Below are 15984 nucleotides of genomic sequence, written 5' to 3'. Positions count from 1 at the left end.
CCCGTTTTGCCCTTCCCTCTCCCACTACCCGGCTTCGTACGTCACACCGTTGCCTCCGGATTTTGCGGCAGCTAAGAATGGCTCTCGTCGCTCAGCGCCGCGGGTTCCCACCGCGGCGTTCGTGCAGCAAGCACCCCTTGTCCCCGACGGACAAAGAGCGACCTCCGCGCTATTCGAAGAGGTCTATCTGCCATGCCCAAGAACTTCCTTACTCGTGTCAACAGTCCCGCGCTGACCATGCACCACAAGATCGCGTTCGCCGGAGTCGCCACCCTCGGTGCCGCCGCCCTCGCCTTCTCGGTGGTACCGGCCGACGCCCGGACGACCACGAGCGAGGCCGTCTCCCAGCAGCAGGTGGCCTACAGCGCCGAGAAGCCGAAGGACGTCAAGGCCGGTATCACCGGCCAGCTCGCGGACGAAGCCGCGAAGGTCAACTCCATCGAGGCGCAGAAGAAGGCCCAGGAGAAGGCCGCGGCGGAGGCCGCCGCGAAGAAGAAGGCCGCCGCCGAGGCCGCCGCCAAGAAGCAGGCCGCCGCCAAGGCCGCCGCGGCCAAGAAGAAGGCGGCCGCCGAGGCCGCCAAGAAGAAGGCCGAGGCCGCGCGCAAGGCCAAGGAGGCCGCGAGCCGCTCCGCCCAGCGCGCCGCTGTCAAGCAGGTCGCCGCGAAGTCCTACTCCAACAACCTCGACGGCTGGATCCGCGAGTCGCTCGACGTCATGAAGAAGCACGGCATCCCGGGTTCCTACGACGGCATCAAGCGCAACATCCTGCGGGAGTCCTCGGGCAACCCGAAGGCCATCAACAACTGGGACATCAACGCCATCAACGGCGTCCCGTCCAAGGGCCTGCTCCAGGTGATCCCGCCCACGTTCACCGCGTACCACGTCGCCGGCACGTCGTGGAACATCTACGACCCGGTCGCCAACATCACCGCCGCCTGCAACTACGCGGCGGACCGGTACGGCTCCATGGACAACGTCAACAGCGCGTACTGAGGCCGGCGCGGACCTCCTCACGCGTAGAGACGCGAAGTTTCGCGCAGAGTCGCGAAGAGATACGCCGAAGGGCGGCACCCTCCTGACGGGGTGCCGCCCTTCGGGACGTACGCGATCGACTACTTGCGCATGACCTCGGGCTCGTGGCGGCGCAGGAAGCGGGCCACGAAGAAGCCGCAGATCACGCCAAGGGCGATCAGGGCGGCCATGTCCATGCCCCAGGCGCCGGCGGTGTGATCCCACAGCGGGTCGTTGTCACCGACCGTCTCGGGCGGGCTGATCTTGTTGAAGTCCAGCGTGGCGCCCGCGGCCGCGACCGCCCAGCGCGACGGCATCAGGTACGAGAACTCGTTGACGCCGATCGAGCCGTGCAGGGTGAACAGGCAGCCGGTGAAGACGACTTGGATGATCGCGAACATGACCAGCAGCGGCATGGTCTTCTCGGCGGTCTTCACCAGCGACGAGATGATCAGACCGAACATCATCGAGGTGAAGCCCAGCGCCATGATCGGAATGGAGAGCTCGATCATGGTGGCGCTGCCGAGCACCAGCCCCTCCTGAGGGATCTCCCGGCTGGCGAAGCCGATCACACCGACCAGCAGGCCCTGGAACACGGTGATCATGCCGAGCACGAACACCTTGGACATCAGGTACGCGGACCGCGACAGGCCGGTCGCGCGCTCCCGCTCGTAGATGACCCGTTCCTTGATCAGCTCACGGACGGAGTTCGCCGCGCCCGCGAAGCAGGCGCCGACGGCGAGGATCAGCAGGACCGTGGTGGCCGTGCCGTTGGGGATGATCCGGCCGGTCTGCGGGTTGGCCGGGTTGGGCAGCAGGCCCTTGTCCGCGTCGATGAGCAGGCTCACCGCGCCGAGGACGGCGGGCAGGATCACCATCAGGGCCAGGAAGCCCTTGTCGGAGGCGATCACCGAGACGTAGCGGCGCACCAGGGTGACGAACTGTGACATCCAGCCCTGGGGCTTCGGCGGCTTCATCGCCTGCATGGGCGGCATCTGTACGGACTGTGGTGCGACGGCGTCGATGTCCGCGGCGTACATCTGGTAGTGCTGCGAGCCCTTCCAGCGGCCCGCCCAGTCGTAGTCGCGGTAGTTCTCGAAGGCGGAGAAGACATCGGCCCAGGTGTCGTAGCCGAAGAAGTTCAGCGCCTCCTCGGGCGGGCCGAAGTAGGCGACGGAACCGCCCGGCGCCATCACGAGCAGCTTGTCGCAGATCGCCAGCTCGGCCACCGAGTGGGTGACCACGAGGACCGTACGGCCGTCGTCGGCGAGGCCGCGCAGCAGTTGCATGACGTCGCGGTCCATGCCCGGGTCAAGGCCGGAGGTCGGCTCGTCCAGGAAGATCAGGGACGGCTTGGTGAGCAGCTCCAGGGCCACGGAGACACGCTTGCGCTGGCCACCCGAGAGGGAGGTGACCTTCTTCTCCTTGTGGATGTCCAGCTTCAGCTCGCGCAGCACCTCGTCGATGCGGGCCTCGCGCTCGGCGGCCGTGGTGTCGGCGGGGAAGCGCAGCTTGGCCGCGTACTTGAGGGCCTTCTTGACGGTCAGCTCCTTGTGCAGGATGTCGTCCTGCGGGACCAGACCGATGCGCTGGCGCAGCTCCGCGAACTGCTTGTACAGGTTGCGGTTGTCGTAGAGGACGTCGCCCTGGTTGGCGGGCCGGTAGCCGGTCAGCGCCTTGAGCAGCGTCGACTTGCCGGAACCGGACGGTCCGATGACCGCGATGAGCGACTTCTCCGGGACGCCGAAGGAGACGTCCTTGAGGATCTGCTTGCCGCCGTCGACCGTGACGGTCAGGTGGCGGGCGGAGAAGGAGACCTCACCGGTGTCGACGAACTCCTCGAGCCGGTCGCCGACGATGCGGAACGTCGAGTGGCCGACGCCCACGATGTCGGCCGGGCCCAGCTGCACCGAGCCACCCTTGGGGATCGGCTGGCCGTTGACGTACGTGCCGTTGTGCGAGCCGAGGTCGCGGATCTCCATGCGGCCGTCGGGCGTGGAGTGGAACTCGGCGTGGTTGCGGGAGACCTGGAGGTCGGAGACGACCAGGTCGTTCTCCAGGGCACGGCCGATGCGCATCACGCGGCCGAGGGAGAACTGGTGGAAGGTCGTGGGGCTGCGGTCGCCGCCGTAGACCGGCGGCGCCCCCGCGCCACCACCGGGCACCTTCTGCGCGTACTGCTCGCCCGGCCCCTGCTGCTGCGGGACGTGCGGCGCTGCCTGCTGCGGCTGCTGCCAGCCGGCCTGCGGCGCCTGCTGGGGCGGCACCTGCTGGGGCGGCGCCTGCTGCGCCCAGCCGACGTTCGCGCCCTGTGCGGCGTACGGCTGTTGGGGCTGGGCCTGGGGCGTGGCGACGGCGGCCGCGGCGCCGGAGAGGTTCAGTCGCGGTCCGTCGGTCGCGTTGCCCAGGTTCACCGCCGAGCCCGGGCCGATCTCCAACTGCTGGATCCGTTGGCCCTGCGCGAACGTGCCGTTGGTGCTGCCGTGGTCCTCGATGACCCAACTACGGCCGTTGAAGCTGACCGTGGCGTGGCGCCAGGACACCCTGGCGTCGTCGAGCACGATGTCGCCCTGCGGATCACGTCCGAGGGTGTATGGCCTGGACGGATCGAGCGTCCAGGTCCGTCCATTCAATTCCAGTACGAGTTCCGGCACTCCATGCCCCACTGAGTAGTCCCCCGAGTTACCCCCATCACAGGGAGTCTAGGGATGTCGAACATCGTCGGGAACTATTTCAGGCGCGGCCCCCTGACCGAAAGTCGGGCCTTGTGAAGAGCGCCCACGGGCGCATCGACTGATTCCGTTGACGGGGTTGAAACCGGACCGGAGAGTGGTAAAGGCACGCGAGGGGGACATGCGCGGCAACCGCGTCGTGTCGGGCTGCGGATCGGGGGGTCTGCCATGGGCTCGTCCAGAGGTGTGGAGAGCGGCGGGTACGAGGTGCGGGGCACAGGGGTGCCGTGGGGGGACGTACTGCTGTCCGGGATCGCCGCCGTGAGCTGGGCGTTGATCGGGATGGCGGGGACCGCGGCCCTCGGTCTGCATCTGCTGGAGGCCGACTCGGCGGGCTCGCTCGGGCCGATGACCGCGGCGGTGGTGGCTCTTGGGGCGGGAGGTTCGGTCACGCCGTCCGGTGATGTGTCCGCTTTCGGGTTGAAAGGCGCGGCGGCCGACACGGCCATCGAGATCACGCCACTGGGCGTGAGCCTGGTCGGGGCGCTGCTTTTGTCATGGTTCTTCCTACGGTCCCTGCGGGCGGCGGGAGTTGCGATCGCGCCCGCCGAACTCCTGGCGCGGGCGGGTGCGGTGGTCGCGCTGTTCGTCGCGACGCTGGGCGGGCTGGCCTGGGCGGGACACGACGTCATCACGATCGACGGAGGCTCGCTGGGGCTGGACGATCTGATCGGGGGCGGAGGGGGTGGGCCCGGGGGCGGATCAGGAAGCGGATCAGGAGGCGGGTCCGGAGGCCTCGAGATTCCCGGGCTCGGCGACGTCGGGGACATCGGGGGGTTGTTGCCGGACCGGCTCGGGGATCTCGTGGACGCGAAGGCGGCGGTGGGGTTCACCGTCGACACCGTGCCGACGCTGCTCGGCGGGCTGGCGTGGTCGGCCGGGATCCTGCTGATCGCCCTGCTGGCCTCGCGCCGCACGCCGTTGCCGCGCGGCTGGGAGGCCGTACACCGGGTCGTACGGCCGGCCGCGTCCGCCCTTGTCACGGTGCTGCTGATGTCGGTGGCCGCGGGTTTCGCCGCGGCGGGCTTCGCCGCGATCAGCGACGACCACCCCAAGCGCATCGCGGGCGCGGCCTTGCTCGGCGCCCCAAACGGCACCTGGCTCGGCATCCCGATCGGCCTCCTCGTCCCCTGGGACGGCCGGGCCACGGGCCAACTCGTGCAGTTCCTGCCGGATCCCCTGGACGACTTGCTGAGCGTGCAGTCCGAGCAGTCCGTGACGCTGGGGAGGCTGGCCGAGCTGGACGGGCGGGTGTGGCTGCTGGGGGTTGCGGCAGCGCTGATGATGTTGCTGGCGGGGGTGTTGGTGGGGGTGCGGACGCCGGTGGGGGTGGCTGTCGGGGGGCCGGTGAGGGGTGGGGGTGTGCCCCGGGTGAGCGGTGGGGCTGCGCAAGGGGGCGGCGTACCGGAGCGGGGGGCGGCGACCGGGTTGGGTGCAGGGCGGCCGGGGGGCACGGAGGGCAGGTGGGGGCCGGGGGCCGGGCAGCCGGGGGCCGCGGAGACCGAACGGGGGCCAGGGAGAGGGCGGCCAGGGGCCGCGGCAGCCGGGCGAGGGCCGGGTGTACGTGGCGGTGGGTCGGCAGCGGGTGTGCTGGGGTTCGCCGGGCGGTGTGGCCTGCGGCTGGGCATCGCGACCGCGCTGACGCTGCCGTTGCTCGCGTGGCTGACGGAGGTGTCCGTGAACGCCTCACTGTCCGTGCTCGGCTTCGACGCGTTCGGCGCCGGGATCGAACTGTGCGGGCACCTCGGCGTGGCGCTGTTCCTCGGTGCCCTGTGGGGCGCGGTGGCGGGGGCCGCCGGTGCATCGCTGGCGTACGCGAGCGGGGCGGCGGGGCGGCGGGCGGCGCCGTTGGCACTGCGGGGCGTTTCGGCGGGGGCGTCGGCCCAGGCCGCGGGGGCGGTGCAGCACGCTGAGGACTGGTCCGGCCCGTACGCGCAGGGCACGCCGTACCGGCCACCCAACCGGGACACCAACCCGTACCTGCGGGTGCCTGCGGAGCTGCGCGAGCCGGAGGACGCGCGACCGCCGGGGTACTCCTGGGATCCGCCCGCGCCACCTCCCGACGGTTCGCCACCGGACGACGTCTACGGCGCCCCCACGGTCGTCCGCCCGATCGGACCACCGCCGCCGCGCTCCCCCGGACGGGCCCCCGCTCCACGCCCCGACAACCGGCCGACACCACCACCGGACGAGGGCCCTCCTCCACCACCGCCCCTCCCACCCCGAGGGAAGCCGAAGAACCCCCGGTGACCTGCGCGGCTTCCAGCCGGTCCAGGCGTGACCGCCGACCGGCTCAGGGCTGGCCACTGGTCGGTTCAAGGTGGCCACCGGGCCCGCCGGTCAGGGCGAGGCGGCCTCAGGCCAGCCCGGGGCAACCCCGACCCGCTCAAGGCCCCCCGGCCCGGGGCGACCACCGGTCGCCCCGGAAGTGGGCTGGTGGGTGGGGGTGCGTAACGTTCGCTTCATCTGTTCGTCGGGCAGTGTTCCGTGTCCGCCAGACGGACCTCACGGGCGGAGTGCGCGGGGGGCCGGATACGGTGGATACACCATGAGCGCTTCGCAGACCCCGCCCTCTGACGTGACCTCTGACGTGACCCCTGACGTCCCCACTCTCCTGGTCAAGATCTTCGGCAAGGACAGGCCGGGCATCACGGCCGGCCTCTTCGACACCCTTGCCGCCTACTCCGTCGCCGTGGTCGACATCGAGCAGGTCGTCACGCGTGGCCGCATCGTGCTGTGCGCGCTGGTGACCGAGCCGCCGCGCGGCATGGAGGGGGATCTGCGGGCGACCGTCCACAGCTGGGCGGAGTCGATGAAGCTTCAGGCGGAGATCATCTCCGGCCTGGGCGACAACCGGCCGCGCGGTCTGGGCCGCTCCCTCGTCACCGTGCTGGGGCATCCGCTCACCGCGGAGGCGACCGCCTCCATCGCCGCGAAGATCACCAAGGCGGGCGGCAACATCGACCGTATCTTCCGGTTGGCCAAGTACCCGGTGACCGCGGTCGAGTTCGCCGTGTCCGGCGTGGAGACCGAGCCCCTGCGCACCGCCCTCGTGACCGACGCCGCCGCGCTCGGCGTCGACATCGCGGTCGTCGCGGCGGGCCTGCACCGGCGGGCCCAGCGGCTCGTGGTCATGGACGTGGACTCCACGCTCATCCAGGACGAGGTGATCGAGCTCTTCGCCGCGCACGCCGGCTGCGAGGACAAGGTCGCCGAGGTCACCGCGGCCGCGATGCGCGGGGAGCTGGACTTCGAGCAGTCGCTGCACGCGCGCGTGGCCCTGCTGGAGGGGCTGGACGCGTCGGTCGTGGACAAGGTGCGCAGCGAGGTACGGCTGACGCCGGGCGCGCGCACGCTGATCCGGACGCTGAAGCGGCTCGGGTACCAAGTGGGTGTCGTCTCGGGTGGCTTCACCCAGGTGACCGATGATCTGAAGGAGCGGCTGGGGCTGGACTTCGCCCAGGCCAACACGCTGGAGATCGTCGACGGCAGGCTGACGGGCAGGGTCACCGGCGAGATCGTCGACCGGGCGGGCAAGGCGCGGCTGCTGCGCCGGTTCGCCGCCGAGGCGGGCGTACCGCTGTCGCAGACCGTGGCGATCGGTGACGGCGCGAACGACCTGGACATGCTGAACGCGGCCGGTCTCGGTGTCGCCTTCAACGCGAAGCCGGTGGTACGGGAGGCGGCGCACACCGCGGTGAACGTGCCGTTCCTGGACACGGTCCTGTATCTGCTGGGTGTCACCCGCGAAGAGGTCGAGGCGGCGGACACGGTCGTCGAGCACTGAGCCGCCGCCCCGCCGAAGGGCCAGGGGGGACGGCCCGGCATCCCCCGCGATGCCGAACCGTCCCCCGTCACGTCACTCGGTCGGCGCCCAGTAGTCCAGCAGCGTGGCCACGCCCGGTTCCAGGCTCTTCCACGTGCCGTCGAAGGACAGCACGGCGACCGCGGCGGCGGGGAAGCCGTGGTGGTTCATCCGCTCGCGGGCGTCTCCCTCGGCGGAGCCGGACAGGATCTCGGCCACGCCCTGGATTCCGGGGTTGTGGCCGATCAGCAGGACGTTCTGCGCGTCGTCGGGGACTTCGTTGAGCAGCGCGATCAGCTCGCCGGGCGAGGCCTCGTAGACGCGCTCCTCGTAGACGGTTTTCGGCCGGTGCGAGAACTCATGGACGGCGAGCTTCCAGGTCTCACGGGTGCGGGTCGCGGTGGAGCACAGGGCCAGATCGAAGGGGATACCGGTGTCGGCCAGCTTGCGTCCGGCGACAGCGGCCTCCATTCGGCCCCGCTCAGCGAGCGGGCGCTCGTGGTCGGTCACCTGTGGCCAGTCGGCTTTCGCATGCCGGAAAAGGACAATCCTGCGGGGTTCTGCGACGCTCATGTCACCCAGCTTCGCATGAAACAGGCCATGGGGCGCTGGGAGTTGACGAGCGGCTTTTCCGGTGTTCAGCCCGCCATCAGCTGCTGTACGCGCTCGACGAGGTGAGTGATCGCGGGGTCGCCGGTGGCCGCGTGCGCGTCCGACGGGTTCAGTATCAGCAGCAGAAGGGTGATGAAGGCGAGCAGCGGCAGGGCGAGCGCCCACCAGGGCAGCCGGATGTCGACGCGGCCGCTGGTCGCCGGGCGGGGGCGGGTGTGCGTAGGGGCCGACATCTGTGCCTCCGCTGGTCTTCGAGTGGTCCGTGGTCCGCCTTTCGCGGCCACATCTCGAAGTTACGGAACGCGCGGCCCCCAACCCATCCGGTGATCCACCCAGTTGACCCTGACACTCGCCCCCTAGGGGATGGTGGTGCTAGCCCCACCATCCCCTAGGGGCGGGGGCGCCGGTCCGTCACGGGGAGGCGATCGTCGCGACGATGGCGATGATCACGAAGATGGCGAGGAACGAGCCGAAGACCATCAGCATCTTCTTCTGGCCGTTCTGGGGGTTCGGATCGAGCACTGGCATACGGCCAGTCTCGCACCCCTCCCCCAGGGCCGGCGCTCTGGGGTGAGGTCAGCGCCGCGCCTCGTCCTCGACCGTGCGGTCACGTCCCGCCAGGACGCCCACGACCATCTGCGGCACCATCAGGGCGCTCATGAGCGCGATCGGCAGGCCCCAGCCGCCGCTGTGCTGGTAGAGCACGCCCACGAGGAGCGGTCCCGGGATGGAGATCAGATAGCCGGCGCTCTGTGCGAAGGCCGACAGCTGGGCGACGCCGACGCCGGTCCTGGCGCGCATCCCGACCATGGTGAGGGCGAGCGGGAAGGCGCAGTTGGCGACGCCGAGGAGCACGGCCCAGACCCAGGCGCCGCCCGCCGGGGCGAGGTAGAGGCCGGCGTATCCGGCGAGGCCGCAGACGCCGAGCACGAGCACGATGGGGCCCTGGCGGGGCAGGCGGGCAGCCACGCGCGGGATGACGAAGGCCAGGGGCACGCCCATCACCATGGTGACGGCCAGGAGCAGCCCTGCCGTGCCGGCGGACACACCGGCGTCGCGGAAGATCTGCGCCATCCAGCCCATGGTGATGTAGGCGGCGGTGGCCTGAAGGCCGAAGAAGACGGCCAGCGCCCAGGCGGTACGGCTACGGGTGACGCGCAGGGCTCCCGACGGTTCCTCGCGCGCGGGGGCCCGCGTCGCGGGCTCGGCCTGCCGCTGCCGTACGAACGGGATCCACGGCACCACGGCCAGCGCCGCCAAGGCGGCCCACACCGCGAGTCCCGGCTGCCAGCCGCCGCCGAGTGCCTCGGTGACGGGCACGGTGATCGCGGCGGCGGCCGAGGTCCCGAGGGCCAGGGCCATCGAGTACAGGCCGGTCATGGAGCCGACCCGGTCCGGGAACCAGCGCTTGACGATGACCGGCATCAGGACGTTGCTCACCGCGATGCCCATGAGGGCGAGGGCGCTGGCGGCGAGGAAGCCGGCCGTGCCGCCGGCGTAGGGGCGTATGAGCAGGCCCGCGGTGATGGCGACCATGCCGGCGCACACCACCGTCCCCGGGCCGAAGCGGCGGGCGAGGCGGGGTGCCGTGACGCCGAAGACGGCGAAGCAGAGCGGGGGTACCGAGGTCAGGAGTCCAGCCACGCTGCCGCTCATGCCGAGGCCGTCGCGGACCTCTTCGAGGAGGGCGCCGAGGCTGGTGATGGCGGGTCGGAGGTTGAGAGCGGACAGCACGATGCCGACGACGAGCAGACGCGTCCGCCACGCGCGCGTGGCGGATGTGGCGTCTGCTGGGAGCGAGACGGTCGCGGGGGTCGTGCTGCGTGCGGTCGGGGATGTCGTCGTCCAGGTTTCCTCACGTGCCATACCCCCATCATAGAATCATAGGATGATTGGTTGTCCATTTCCGGGTGGCCCTCCCCGGACCGTTCCGTGCGAAGGTGTGCCATGCCCTTGAGCCATCCACGTCGCTCGGCGCTGTCCGAGCAGGTCATCGCCGCGTTGCGCACCCAGATCACCTCGGGCGAGTGGCCGGTGGGCTCGCGCATCCCGACCGAGCCCGAGCTGGTCGAACAGCTGGGCGTGGCCCGCAACACGGTCCGTGAGGCGGTCCGCGCCCTCGCGCACAACGGCCTGCTCGACATCCGGCAGGGCTCGGGAACGTACGTCGTGGCCACGAGTGAGCTGGCCGGGGTGATGCACCGCCGTTTCGCGGACGCGGACTTCGAGCACGTCGCCGAGCTGCGCTCCACGCTGGAGTCGGGCGCCGCGAAGCTGGCCGCCGAGCGGCGCACCGAGAAGGACCTCAAGCAGCTCGACGCGCTGCTGCTGCGCCGCGAGGAGGCGTGGGAGTCGGGCGACACGGAGGCGTTCGTGACGGCGGACGCGACCTTCCACATGGCGGTGGTGGCCGCGTCCCACAACGACGTCATGACGGCGATGTACGCCGACCTGGGCGAGGTGCTGCGCGACTGGCTGCGCGAGGACGTCGGCGAGGAGCTGTCGCCGGAGTCGTACATGGGCCACACGCGGCTGGTGGACGCGATCCGCGCGGGCGACGCGGAGACGGCCGCGGCCGAGGCGGCGGGCTACCCGTTCCAGTGCCGGCCCGGCCGGTTCACCCCTTCTGGTGGCTGATCCACGCCGAGCCCACTTCCTTCCAGCAGCGGCCGGTGAGCCGTACGGTCATCGCGGGCTCGACCTCGGCGGGGGCGCTGTCGGTGTCGAGGTCCCACCACCGGTCGCACTCGATGTGCAGGCGCACGCGGTCGATGCCGACATAGGGGTTGTGGCAGTAGGCGACCACGTGGGAGCCGCGGACGCTCGTCCGGCACTCCGCGCCGAACGGCTCCGGGTCCGCGGCCTGCCGTGCCTCCACGCGCGCGTGAGGCCTCGCCGGGTACGGCAGGCACACGACGAGGGCGACGGCGACGGCGACGGTCACTGGGGCCAGGCTGCTGGACAGGCGCACAAGGGGACCTCCTCGGCCGGGCTGGGGAGGGAGAACGCGAGCTGAACGCGTAATCCAGAGTGCCCGGTGGTCCCCGGTCCCCGCCCGGCCGGTCAGCCGAACAGGTGACAGCCCACGTGCAGAGGGCCCCCACCCGAACGGGTGAGGGCCCTCTGCTGCCGCTCAGGCGGCGACGGTCACGCGCCGATGGCGTGCAGCCCGCCGTCCACGTGGACGATCTCGCCCGTGGTCTTCGGGAACCAGTCGCTCAGCAGCGCGACGACACCCTTGCCCGCCGGCTCGGGGTCCTTGAGGTCCCACTCCAGCGGCGCGCGGGTGTCCCACACGGAGGCCAGCTCGGCGAAGCCCGGGATGGACTTGGCGGCCATGGAGCCGATGGGGCCCGCGGAGACGAGGTTGCAGCGGATGTTCTGCTTGCCCAGGTCACGCGCCATGTAGCGGCTGGTGGCCTCCAGTGCTGCCTTGGCCGGGCCCATCCAGTCGTACTGCGGCCAGGCGTACTGCGCGTCGAAGGTGAGGCCGACGACCGAGCCGCCGTTCTGCATCAGCGGCAGGCAGGCCATCGTGAGCGACTTCAGGGAGTACGCCGAGACGTGCATGGCCGTGGCGACCGACTCGAACGGCGTGTTGAGGAAGTTGCCGCCGAGGGCGTCCTGCGGCGCGAAGCCGATGGAGTGCACGACACCGTCGAGGCCGCCGAGCTCCTCGCCGACGATGTCGGCCAGGCGGCCGAGGTGCTCGTCGTTGGTGACGTCGAGCTCGATCACCTTGGTGGGCTTCGGCAGCTTCTTGGCGATGCGCTCGGTCAGGGTGGGCCGCGGGAACGCGGTCAGGATGATCTCCGCGCCCTGCTCCTGGGCCAGCTTGGCGGTGTGGAAGGCGATGGAGGACTCCATCAGCACACCGGTGATCAGGACGCGCTTGCCCTCGAGAATTCCACTCATGGTGTTCAGTGACCCATTCCCAGTCCGCCGTCAACGGGAATGACGGCTCCAGTGATGTACGCGGCGTCGTCCGAGGCGAGGAACCGCACCGTCGCGGCGATCTCCTCCGGCTGCGCGTACCGGCCGAGCGGCACCTGGGACACGATGCCCGCGCGCTGCTCGTCGGTGAGCACCTTGGTCATGTCGGTGTCGACGAAGCCAGGCGCGACGACGTTGAAGGTGATGTTGCGGGAGCCGAGCTCACGGGCGAGGGAGCGCGCGAAGCCGACGAGGGCGGCCTTGGACGCGGCGTAGTTCGCCTGGCCGGGCGAGCCGTACAGGCCGACCACCGACGAGATGAGGACGACGCGGCCCTTCTTGGCGCGCAGCATGGCGCGGTTGGCGCGCTTGACCACGCGGAAGGTGCCGGTGAGGTTGGTGTCGATGACCGAGGTGAAGTCCTCCTCGGACATGCGCATCAGGAGCTGGTCCTTGGTGATGCCGGCGTTGGCGATCAGCACCTCGACCGGGCCGTGCTGGGCCTCGATCTCCTTGTAGGCCTGCTCCACCTGCTCGGGGTCGGTGATGTCGCACCTGACGGCGAGGAAGCCGGCCGGCGGCTCACCCGAGCGGTACGTGATCGCGACCTTGTCGCCGGCGTCGGCGAAAGCGCGGGCGATGGCGAGGCCGATGCCCCGGTTGCCTCCGGTGACGAGAACCGAGCGGCTCAACGGATCACCCTTTCGATTGGGGTCTGACACTCCCGCCCGAACACCCTGGACGGCAGGCGGCTACCCGCAAAACCTATCGGTCCGGCCCCCTCGGGGGACATTCGGGCACCGACAGTGGCTTACGGGACTCGCTGTGGGCTTCCTACAGAAAGTTTGCGGACAGCGGACGGAAACGTGTGGTCCGCGGGCCCGCTCGCGCGACATGATCGGAGCCCACAGGTCACGACTCCAGGGAGAGACCTCCGTGCCTCATACGATCGACGAAGCCTTCACGGCGCTTCCCCTACGCGCCCTCGCCGACGCCGCGCTCGCACGCGCGCGTGCGCTGGGCGCCGAGCACGCGGACTTCCGGTTCGAGCGGGTGCGCAGCGCCTCGTGGCGGCTGCGGGACGCCAAGCCGTCCGGCTCGTCGGACACCACAGACCTCGGGTACGCGGTACGGGTCGTGCACGGCGGTACGTGGGGCTTCGCGTCGGGGGTGGACCTCAGTCTGGACGCCGCCGCGAAGGTCGCCTCGCAGGCGGTGGCGATGGCGAAGCTCTCCGCACAGGTGATCAAGGCCGCCGGGTCCCAGGAGCGAGTGGAGCTCGCAGACGAGCCCGTGCACGCCGAGCGGACGTGGATCTCGTCGTACGAGATCGACCCGTTCACCGTGCCCGACGAGGAGAAGTCGGCGCTGCTCGGGGAGTGGAGCGCGCGGCTGCTCGCGGCCGACGGGATCAACCATGTCGACGCCTCGCTGCTCACCGTCCACGAGAACAAGTTCTACGCCGATACGGCCGGGACCGTGACCACGCAGCAGCGGGTCCGGCTGCACCCGCAGCTGACCGCGGTGTCGGTGGACGAGTCGAGCGGCGAGTTCGACTCGATGCGGACGATCGCGCCGCCGGTCGGGCGGGGCTGGGAGTACCTCACGGGCACCGGCTGGGACTGGGAGAGCGAACTGGCGCAGATCCCGGAGCTGCTCGCCGAGAAGATGCGGGCACCCAGCGTCGAGGGGGGCCTGTACGACCTCGTCGTCGACCCCTCCAACCTGTGGCTGACCATCCACGAGTCGATCGGCCACGCGACCGAGCTGGACCGCGCGCTCGGCTACGAGGCCGCCTACGCCGGTACCTCCTTCGCCACCTTCGACCAGCTCGGCAAGCTGAAGTACGGCTCCGAGCTGATGAACGTCACCGGCGACCGCACCGCCGAGCACGGTCTGGCGACCATCGGGTACGACGACGAGGGTGTCGAGGGACAGTCCTGGGACCTGGTGCGGGACGGCACGCTCGTCGGCTACCAGCTCGACCGGCGGATCGCGAAGCTGACCGGCTTCGAGCGTTCCAACGGGTGCGCGTTCGCCGACTCCCCCGGCCATGTGCCGGTGCAGCGCATGGCCAACGTGTCGCTCCGGCCCGACCCGGCCGGGATGGCCACGGAGGATCTGATCGGGAGCGTGGACCGGGGGATCTACGTCGTCGGGGACCGCTCCTGGTCCATCGACATGCAGCGCTACAACTTCCAGTTCACCGGTCAGCGGTTCTTCAGGATCGAGAACGGGCGGATCACCGGGCAGCTGCGGGACGTGGCCTACCAGGCGACGACGACCGACTTCTGGGGCTCGATGGCCGCGGTGGGCGGCCCGCAGACGTACGTCCTCGGGGGCGCCTTCAACTGCGGCAAGGCCCAGCCGGGCCAGGTGGCGGCGGTCTCGCACGGCTGCCCGTCAGCCCTGTTCAAGGGCGTCAACATCCTCAACACGACGCAGGAGGCCGGTCGATGAGCGCCCGTACGAACAAGCCGCACGAGGTCGTCGAGCGCGCCCTCGAGCTGTCCCGGGCCGACGGGTGCGTGGTCATCGCCGACGAGCAGTCCACCGCCAACCTGCGCTGGGCGGGCAACGCGCTCACCACGAACGGTGTCACGCGCGGGCGCACGCTCACCGTCATCGCGACGGTCGACGGCAAGGAGGGCACCGCCTCCGGGGTCGTCTCGCGGTCCGCGGTGACCGTGGACGAGCTGGAGTCCCTGGTCCGGGCCGCCGAGGCTGCCGCGCGGGGCGCCGGACCCTCCGAGGACGCGCAGCCGCTGATCACGGGCGTTGCCGACTCGCCCGACTTCAAGGACGCACCCGCCGAGACCTCGTCCGCGGTGTTCGCCGACTTCGCCCCGGCCCTCGGGGAATCCTTCGCACGCGCGCGTGCGGGCGGCCGCGAGCTGTACGGCTTCGCCAACCACGAGCTGGTCTCCAGCTATCTCGGCACGTCGACGGGACTGCGTCTGCGGCACGACCAGCCGAACGGGACGCTGGAGCTGAACGCCAAGTCGCCGGACCGTACGCGCTCGGCGTGGGCGGGCCGCTCCACCCGGGACTTCAAGGACGTCGACCCGGCGGCGCTGGACGCGGAGCTGGCCGTACGCCTCGGCTGGGCGGAGCGGCGGATCGAGCTGCCCGCCGGGAGGTACGAGACGCTGCTGCCGCCGACGGCGGTCGCGGATCTGCTGATCTACCAGATGTGGTCGTCGTCGGGCCGGGACGCGGTCGAGGGCCGCACGGTGTTCTCCAAGCCGGGCGGCGGCACACGCGTCGGCGAGAAGCTGAGCGAGCTGCCGCTGACGCTGCGCAGCGACCCCTACGAGCCGGGCCTGGAGTCGGCTCCGTTCGTGCTGGCGCACTCCTCCGGGGGCGACCAGTCGGTGTTCGACAACGGGCTGCCGATGACCGCCACCGAGTGGATCCGGGAGGGCCGGCTGCAGCGCCTGCTGACCAGCCGGCACAGCGCGGCCCTGACCGGGCTGCCCCTGGCGCCGGGGATCGACAACCTGATCCTCGACGGGGGTGAGGACCGCTCCCTGGAGGAGATGGTCGCGAGCACCGAGCGCGGGCTGCTGCTGACCTGCCTGTGGTACATCCGCGAGGTCGACCCGGCCACGCTTCTGCTGACCGGCCTGACCCGGGACGGCGTCTACCTCGTGGAGAACGGCGAGGTGGCCGGCGAGGTGAACAACTTCCGGTTCAACGAGTCGCCGGTGAACCTGCTGGGGCGGGCCGTGGAGGCCGGGCGCACGGAGAAGACGCTGCCGCGGGAGTGGAGCGACTGGTTCACCCGGGCCGCGATGCCCGCGCTGCGCATCCCCGATTTCAATATGAGCTCTGTCAGTCAGGGCGTATAACCTCGTAGGCGGCTGTCACTCGACCGCCCGAAGATCATCC

At 70.7% G+C, this 15984-nt stretch carries 14 protein-coding genes; 6 read left to right on the top strand and 8 right to left on the bottom strand.

Annotation, left to right across the window (positions count from 1 at the left end; translation table 11 throughout):
- Positions 1-192 precede the first annotated feature (192 nt).
- Entirely contained in the window at positions 193-993 is an 801-nt protein-coding gene (locus tag ACFYWX_RS42680; protein ID WP_389430686.1) for a transglycosylase SLT domain-containing protein, read from the top strand.
- Between the two features lie 119 nt (positions 994-1112).
- On the opposite strand, the gene ACFYWX_RS42675 is transcribed toward ACFYWX_RS42680, so the two are convergent.
- Positions 1113-3665: an FHA domain-containing protein gene (locus ACFYWX_RS42675; RefSeq protein WP_389430684.1), complete on the bottom strand. Its 2553-nt coding sequence runs from the start codon at positions 3663-3665 to the stop codon at positions 1113-1115.
- A gap of 246 nt (positions 3666-3911) precedes the next feature.
- On the opposite strand from ACFYWX_RS42675, the gene ACFYWX_RS42670 reads away from it, so the two are divergent.
- Both ACFYWX_RS42670 and serB read left to right on the top strand, forming a co-directional pair.
- Entirely contained in the window at positions 3912-5993 is a 2082-nt protein-coding gene (locus tag ACFYWX_RS42670) for a streptophobe family protein (protein ID WP_389430683.1), read from the top strand.
- 298 nt (positions 5994-6291) lie between these two features.
- Positions 6292-7530 carry a phosphoserine phosphatase SerB gene (gene serB / locus ACFYWX_RS42665; protein WP_389430681.1) on the top strand — a complete coding sequence of 413 codons (1239 nt, stop codon included), beginning with the start codon at positions 6292-6294 and terminating at the stop codon, positions 7528-7530.
- A 72-nt stretch (positions 7531-7602) separates the two neighbouring features.
- Here serB and ACFYWX_RS42660 read toward each other — a convergent pair whose 3' ends face one another.
- The 4 genes from ACFYWX_RS42660 to ACFYWX_RS42645 all read right to left on the bottom strand — a co-directional run bounded on the left by ACFYWX_RS42660 (position 7603) and on the right by ACFYWX_RS42645 (position 10026).
- Complete coding sequence (locus tag ACFYWX_RS42660; protein WP_389430679.1) at positions 7603-8121, bottom strand: SixA phosphatase family protein; 519 nt, start codon at positions 8119-8121, stop codon at positions 7603-7605.
- A 65-nt stretch (positions 8122-8186) separates the two neighbouring features.
- Complete coding sequence (locus tag ACFYWX_RS42655; RefSeq protein WP_389430678.1) at positions 8187-8393, bottom strand: hypothetical protein; 207 nt, start codon at positions 8391-8393, stop codon at positions 8187-8189.
- A gap of 178 nt (positions 8394-8571) precedes the next feature.
- The gene (locus ACFYWX_RS42650) at positions 8572-8688 is read right to left on the bottom strand and encodes an SGM_5486 family transporter-associated protein (RefSeq protein WP_389430676.1); all 117 of its coding nucleotides are present in this window, start codon (positions 8686-8688) and stop codon (positions 8572-8574) included.
- Between the two features lie 48 nt (positions 8689-8736).
- Positions 8737-10026: a CynX/NimT family MFS transporter gene (locus ACFYWX_RS42645; RefSeq protein ID WP_389430675.1), complete on the bottom strand. Its 1290-nt coding sequence runs from the start codon at positions 10024-10026 to the stop codon at positions 8737-8739.
- Between the two features lie 81 nt (positions 10027-10107).
- Between ACFYWX_RS42645 and ACFYWX_RS42640 the strand changes: the two genes are divergently transcribed.
- Positions 10108-10797, top strand: coding sequence for a FadR/GntR family transcriptional regulator (locus ACFYWX_RS42640; protein ID WP_389430674.1), 690 nt, complete (start codon positions 10108-10110; stop codon positions 10795-10797).
- On the opposite strand, the gene ACFYWX_RS42635 is transcribed toward ACFYWX_RS42640, so the two are convergent.
- The 3 genes from ACFYWX_RS42635 to fabG form a co-directional block, all read right to left on the bottom strand.
- Entirely contained in the window at positions 10778-11131 is a 354-nt protein-coding gene (locus tag ACFYWX_RS42635) for a hypothetical protein (protein ID WP_389430673.1), read from the bottom strand. The genes ACFYWX_RS42640 and ACFYWX_RS42635 overlap by 20 nt on opposite strands.
- Before the next feature lie 176 nt (positions 11132-11307).
- The gene (gene fabI / locus ACFYWX_RS42630) at positions 11308-12075 is read right to left on the bottom strand and encodes an enoyl-ACP reductase FabI (RefSeq protein WP_389430672.1); all 768 of its coding nucleotides are present in this window, start codon (positions 12073-12075) and stop codon (positions 11308-11310) included.
- 5 nt (positions 12076-12080) lie between these two features.
- Positions 12081-12785, bottom strand: coding sequence for a 3-oxoacyl-[acyl-carrier-protein] reductase (gene fabG, locus ACFYWX_RS42625; protein ID WP_389430671.1), 705 nt, complete (start codon positions 12783-12785; stop codon positions 12081-12083).
- 244 nt (positions 12786-13029) lie between these two features.
- On the opposite strand from fabG, the gene ACFYWX_RS42620 reads away from it, so the two are divergent.
- Positions 13030-14553 (top strand): TldD/PmbA family protein, encoded by a 1524-nt coding sequence (locus tag ACFYWX_RS42620; protein ID WP_389430669.1) that lies wholly within the window; start codon positions 13030-13032, stop codon positions 14551-14553.
- Positions 14550-15944: a metallopeptidase TldD-related protein gene (locus tag ACFYWX_RS42615; protein WP_389430668.1), complete on the top strand. Its 1395-nt coding sequence runs from the start codon at positions 14550-14552 to the stop codon at positions 15942-15944. Before ACFYWX_RS42620 ends, ACFYWX_RS42615 begins: the two co-directional genes overlap by 4 nt.
- Positions 15945-15984 lie beyond the last annotated feature (40 nt).

Source organism: Streptomyces sp. NPDC002888, assembly GCF_042888465.1.
Classification (GTDB): domain Bacteria; phylum Actinomycetota; class Actinomycetes; order Streptomycetales; family Streptomycetaceae; genus Streptomyces.
This window is presented reverse-complemented; position numbering and strand designations above follow the sequence as displayed.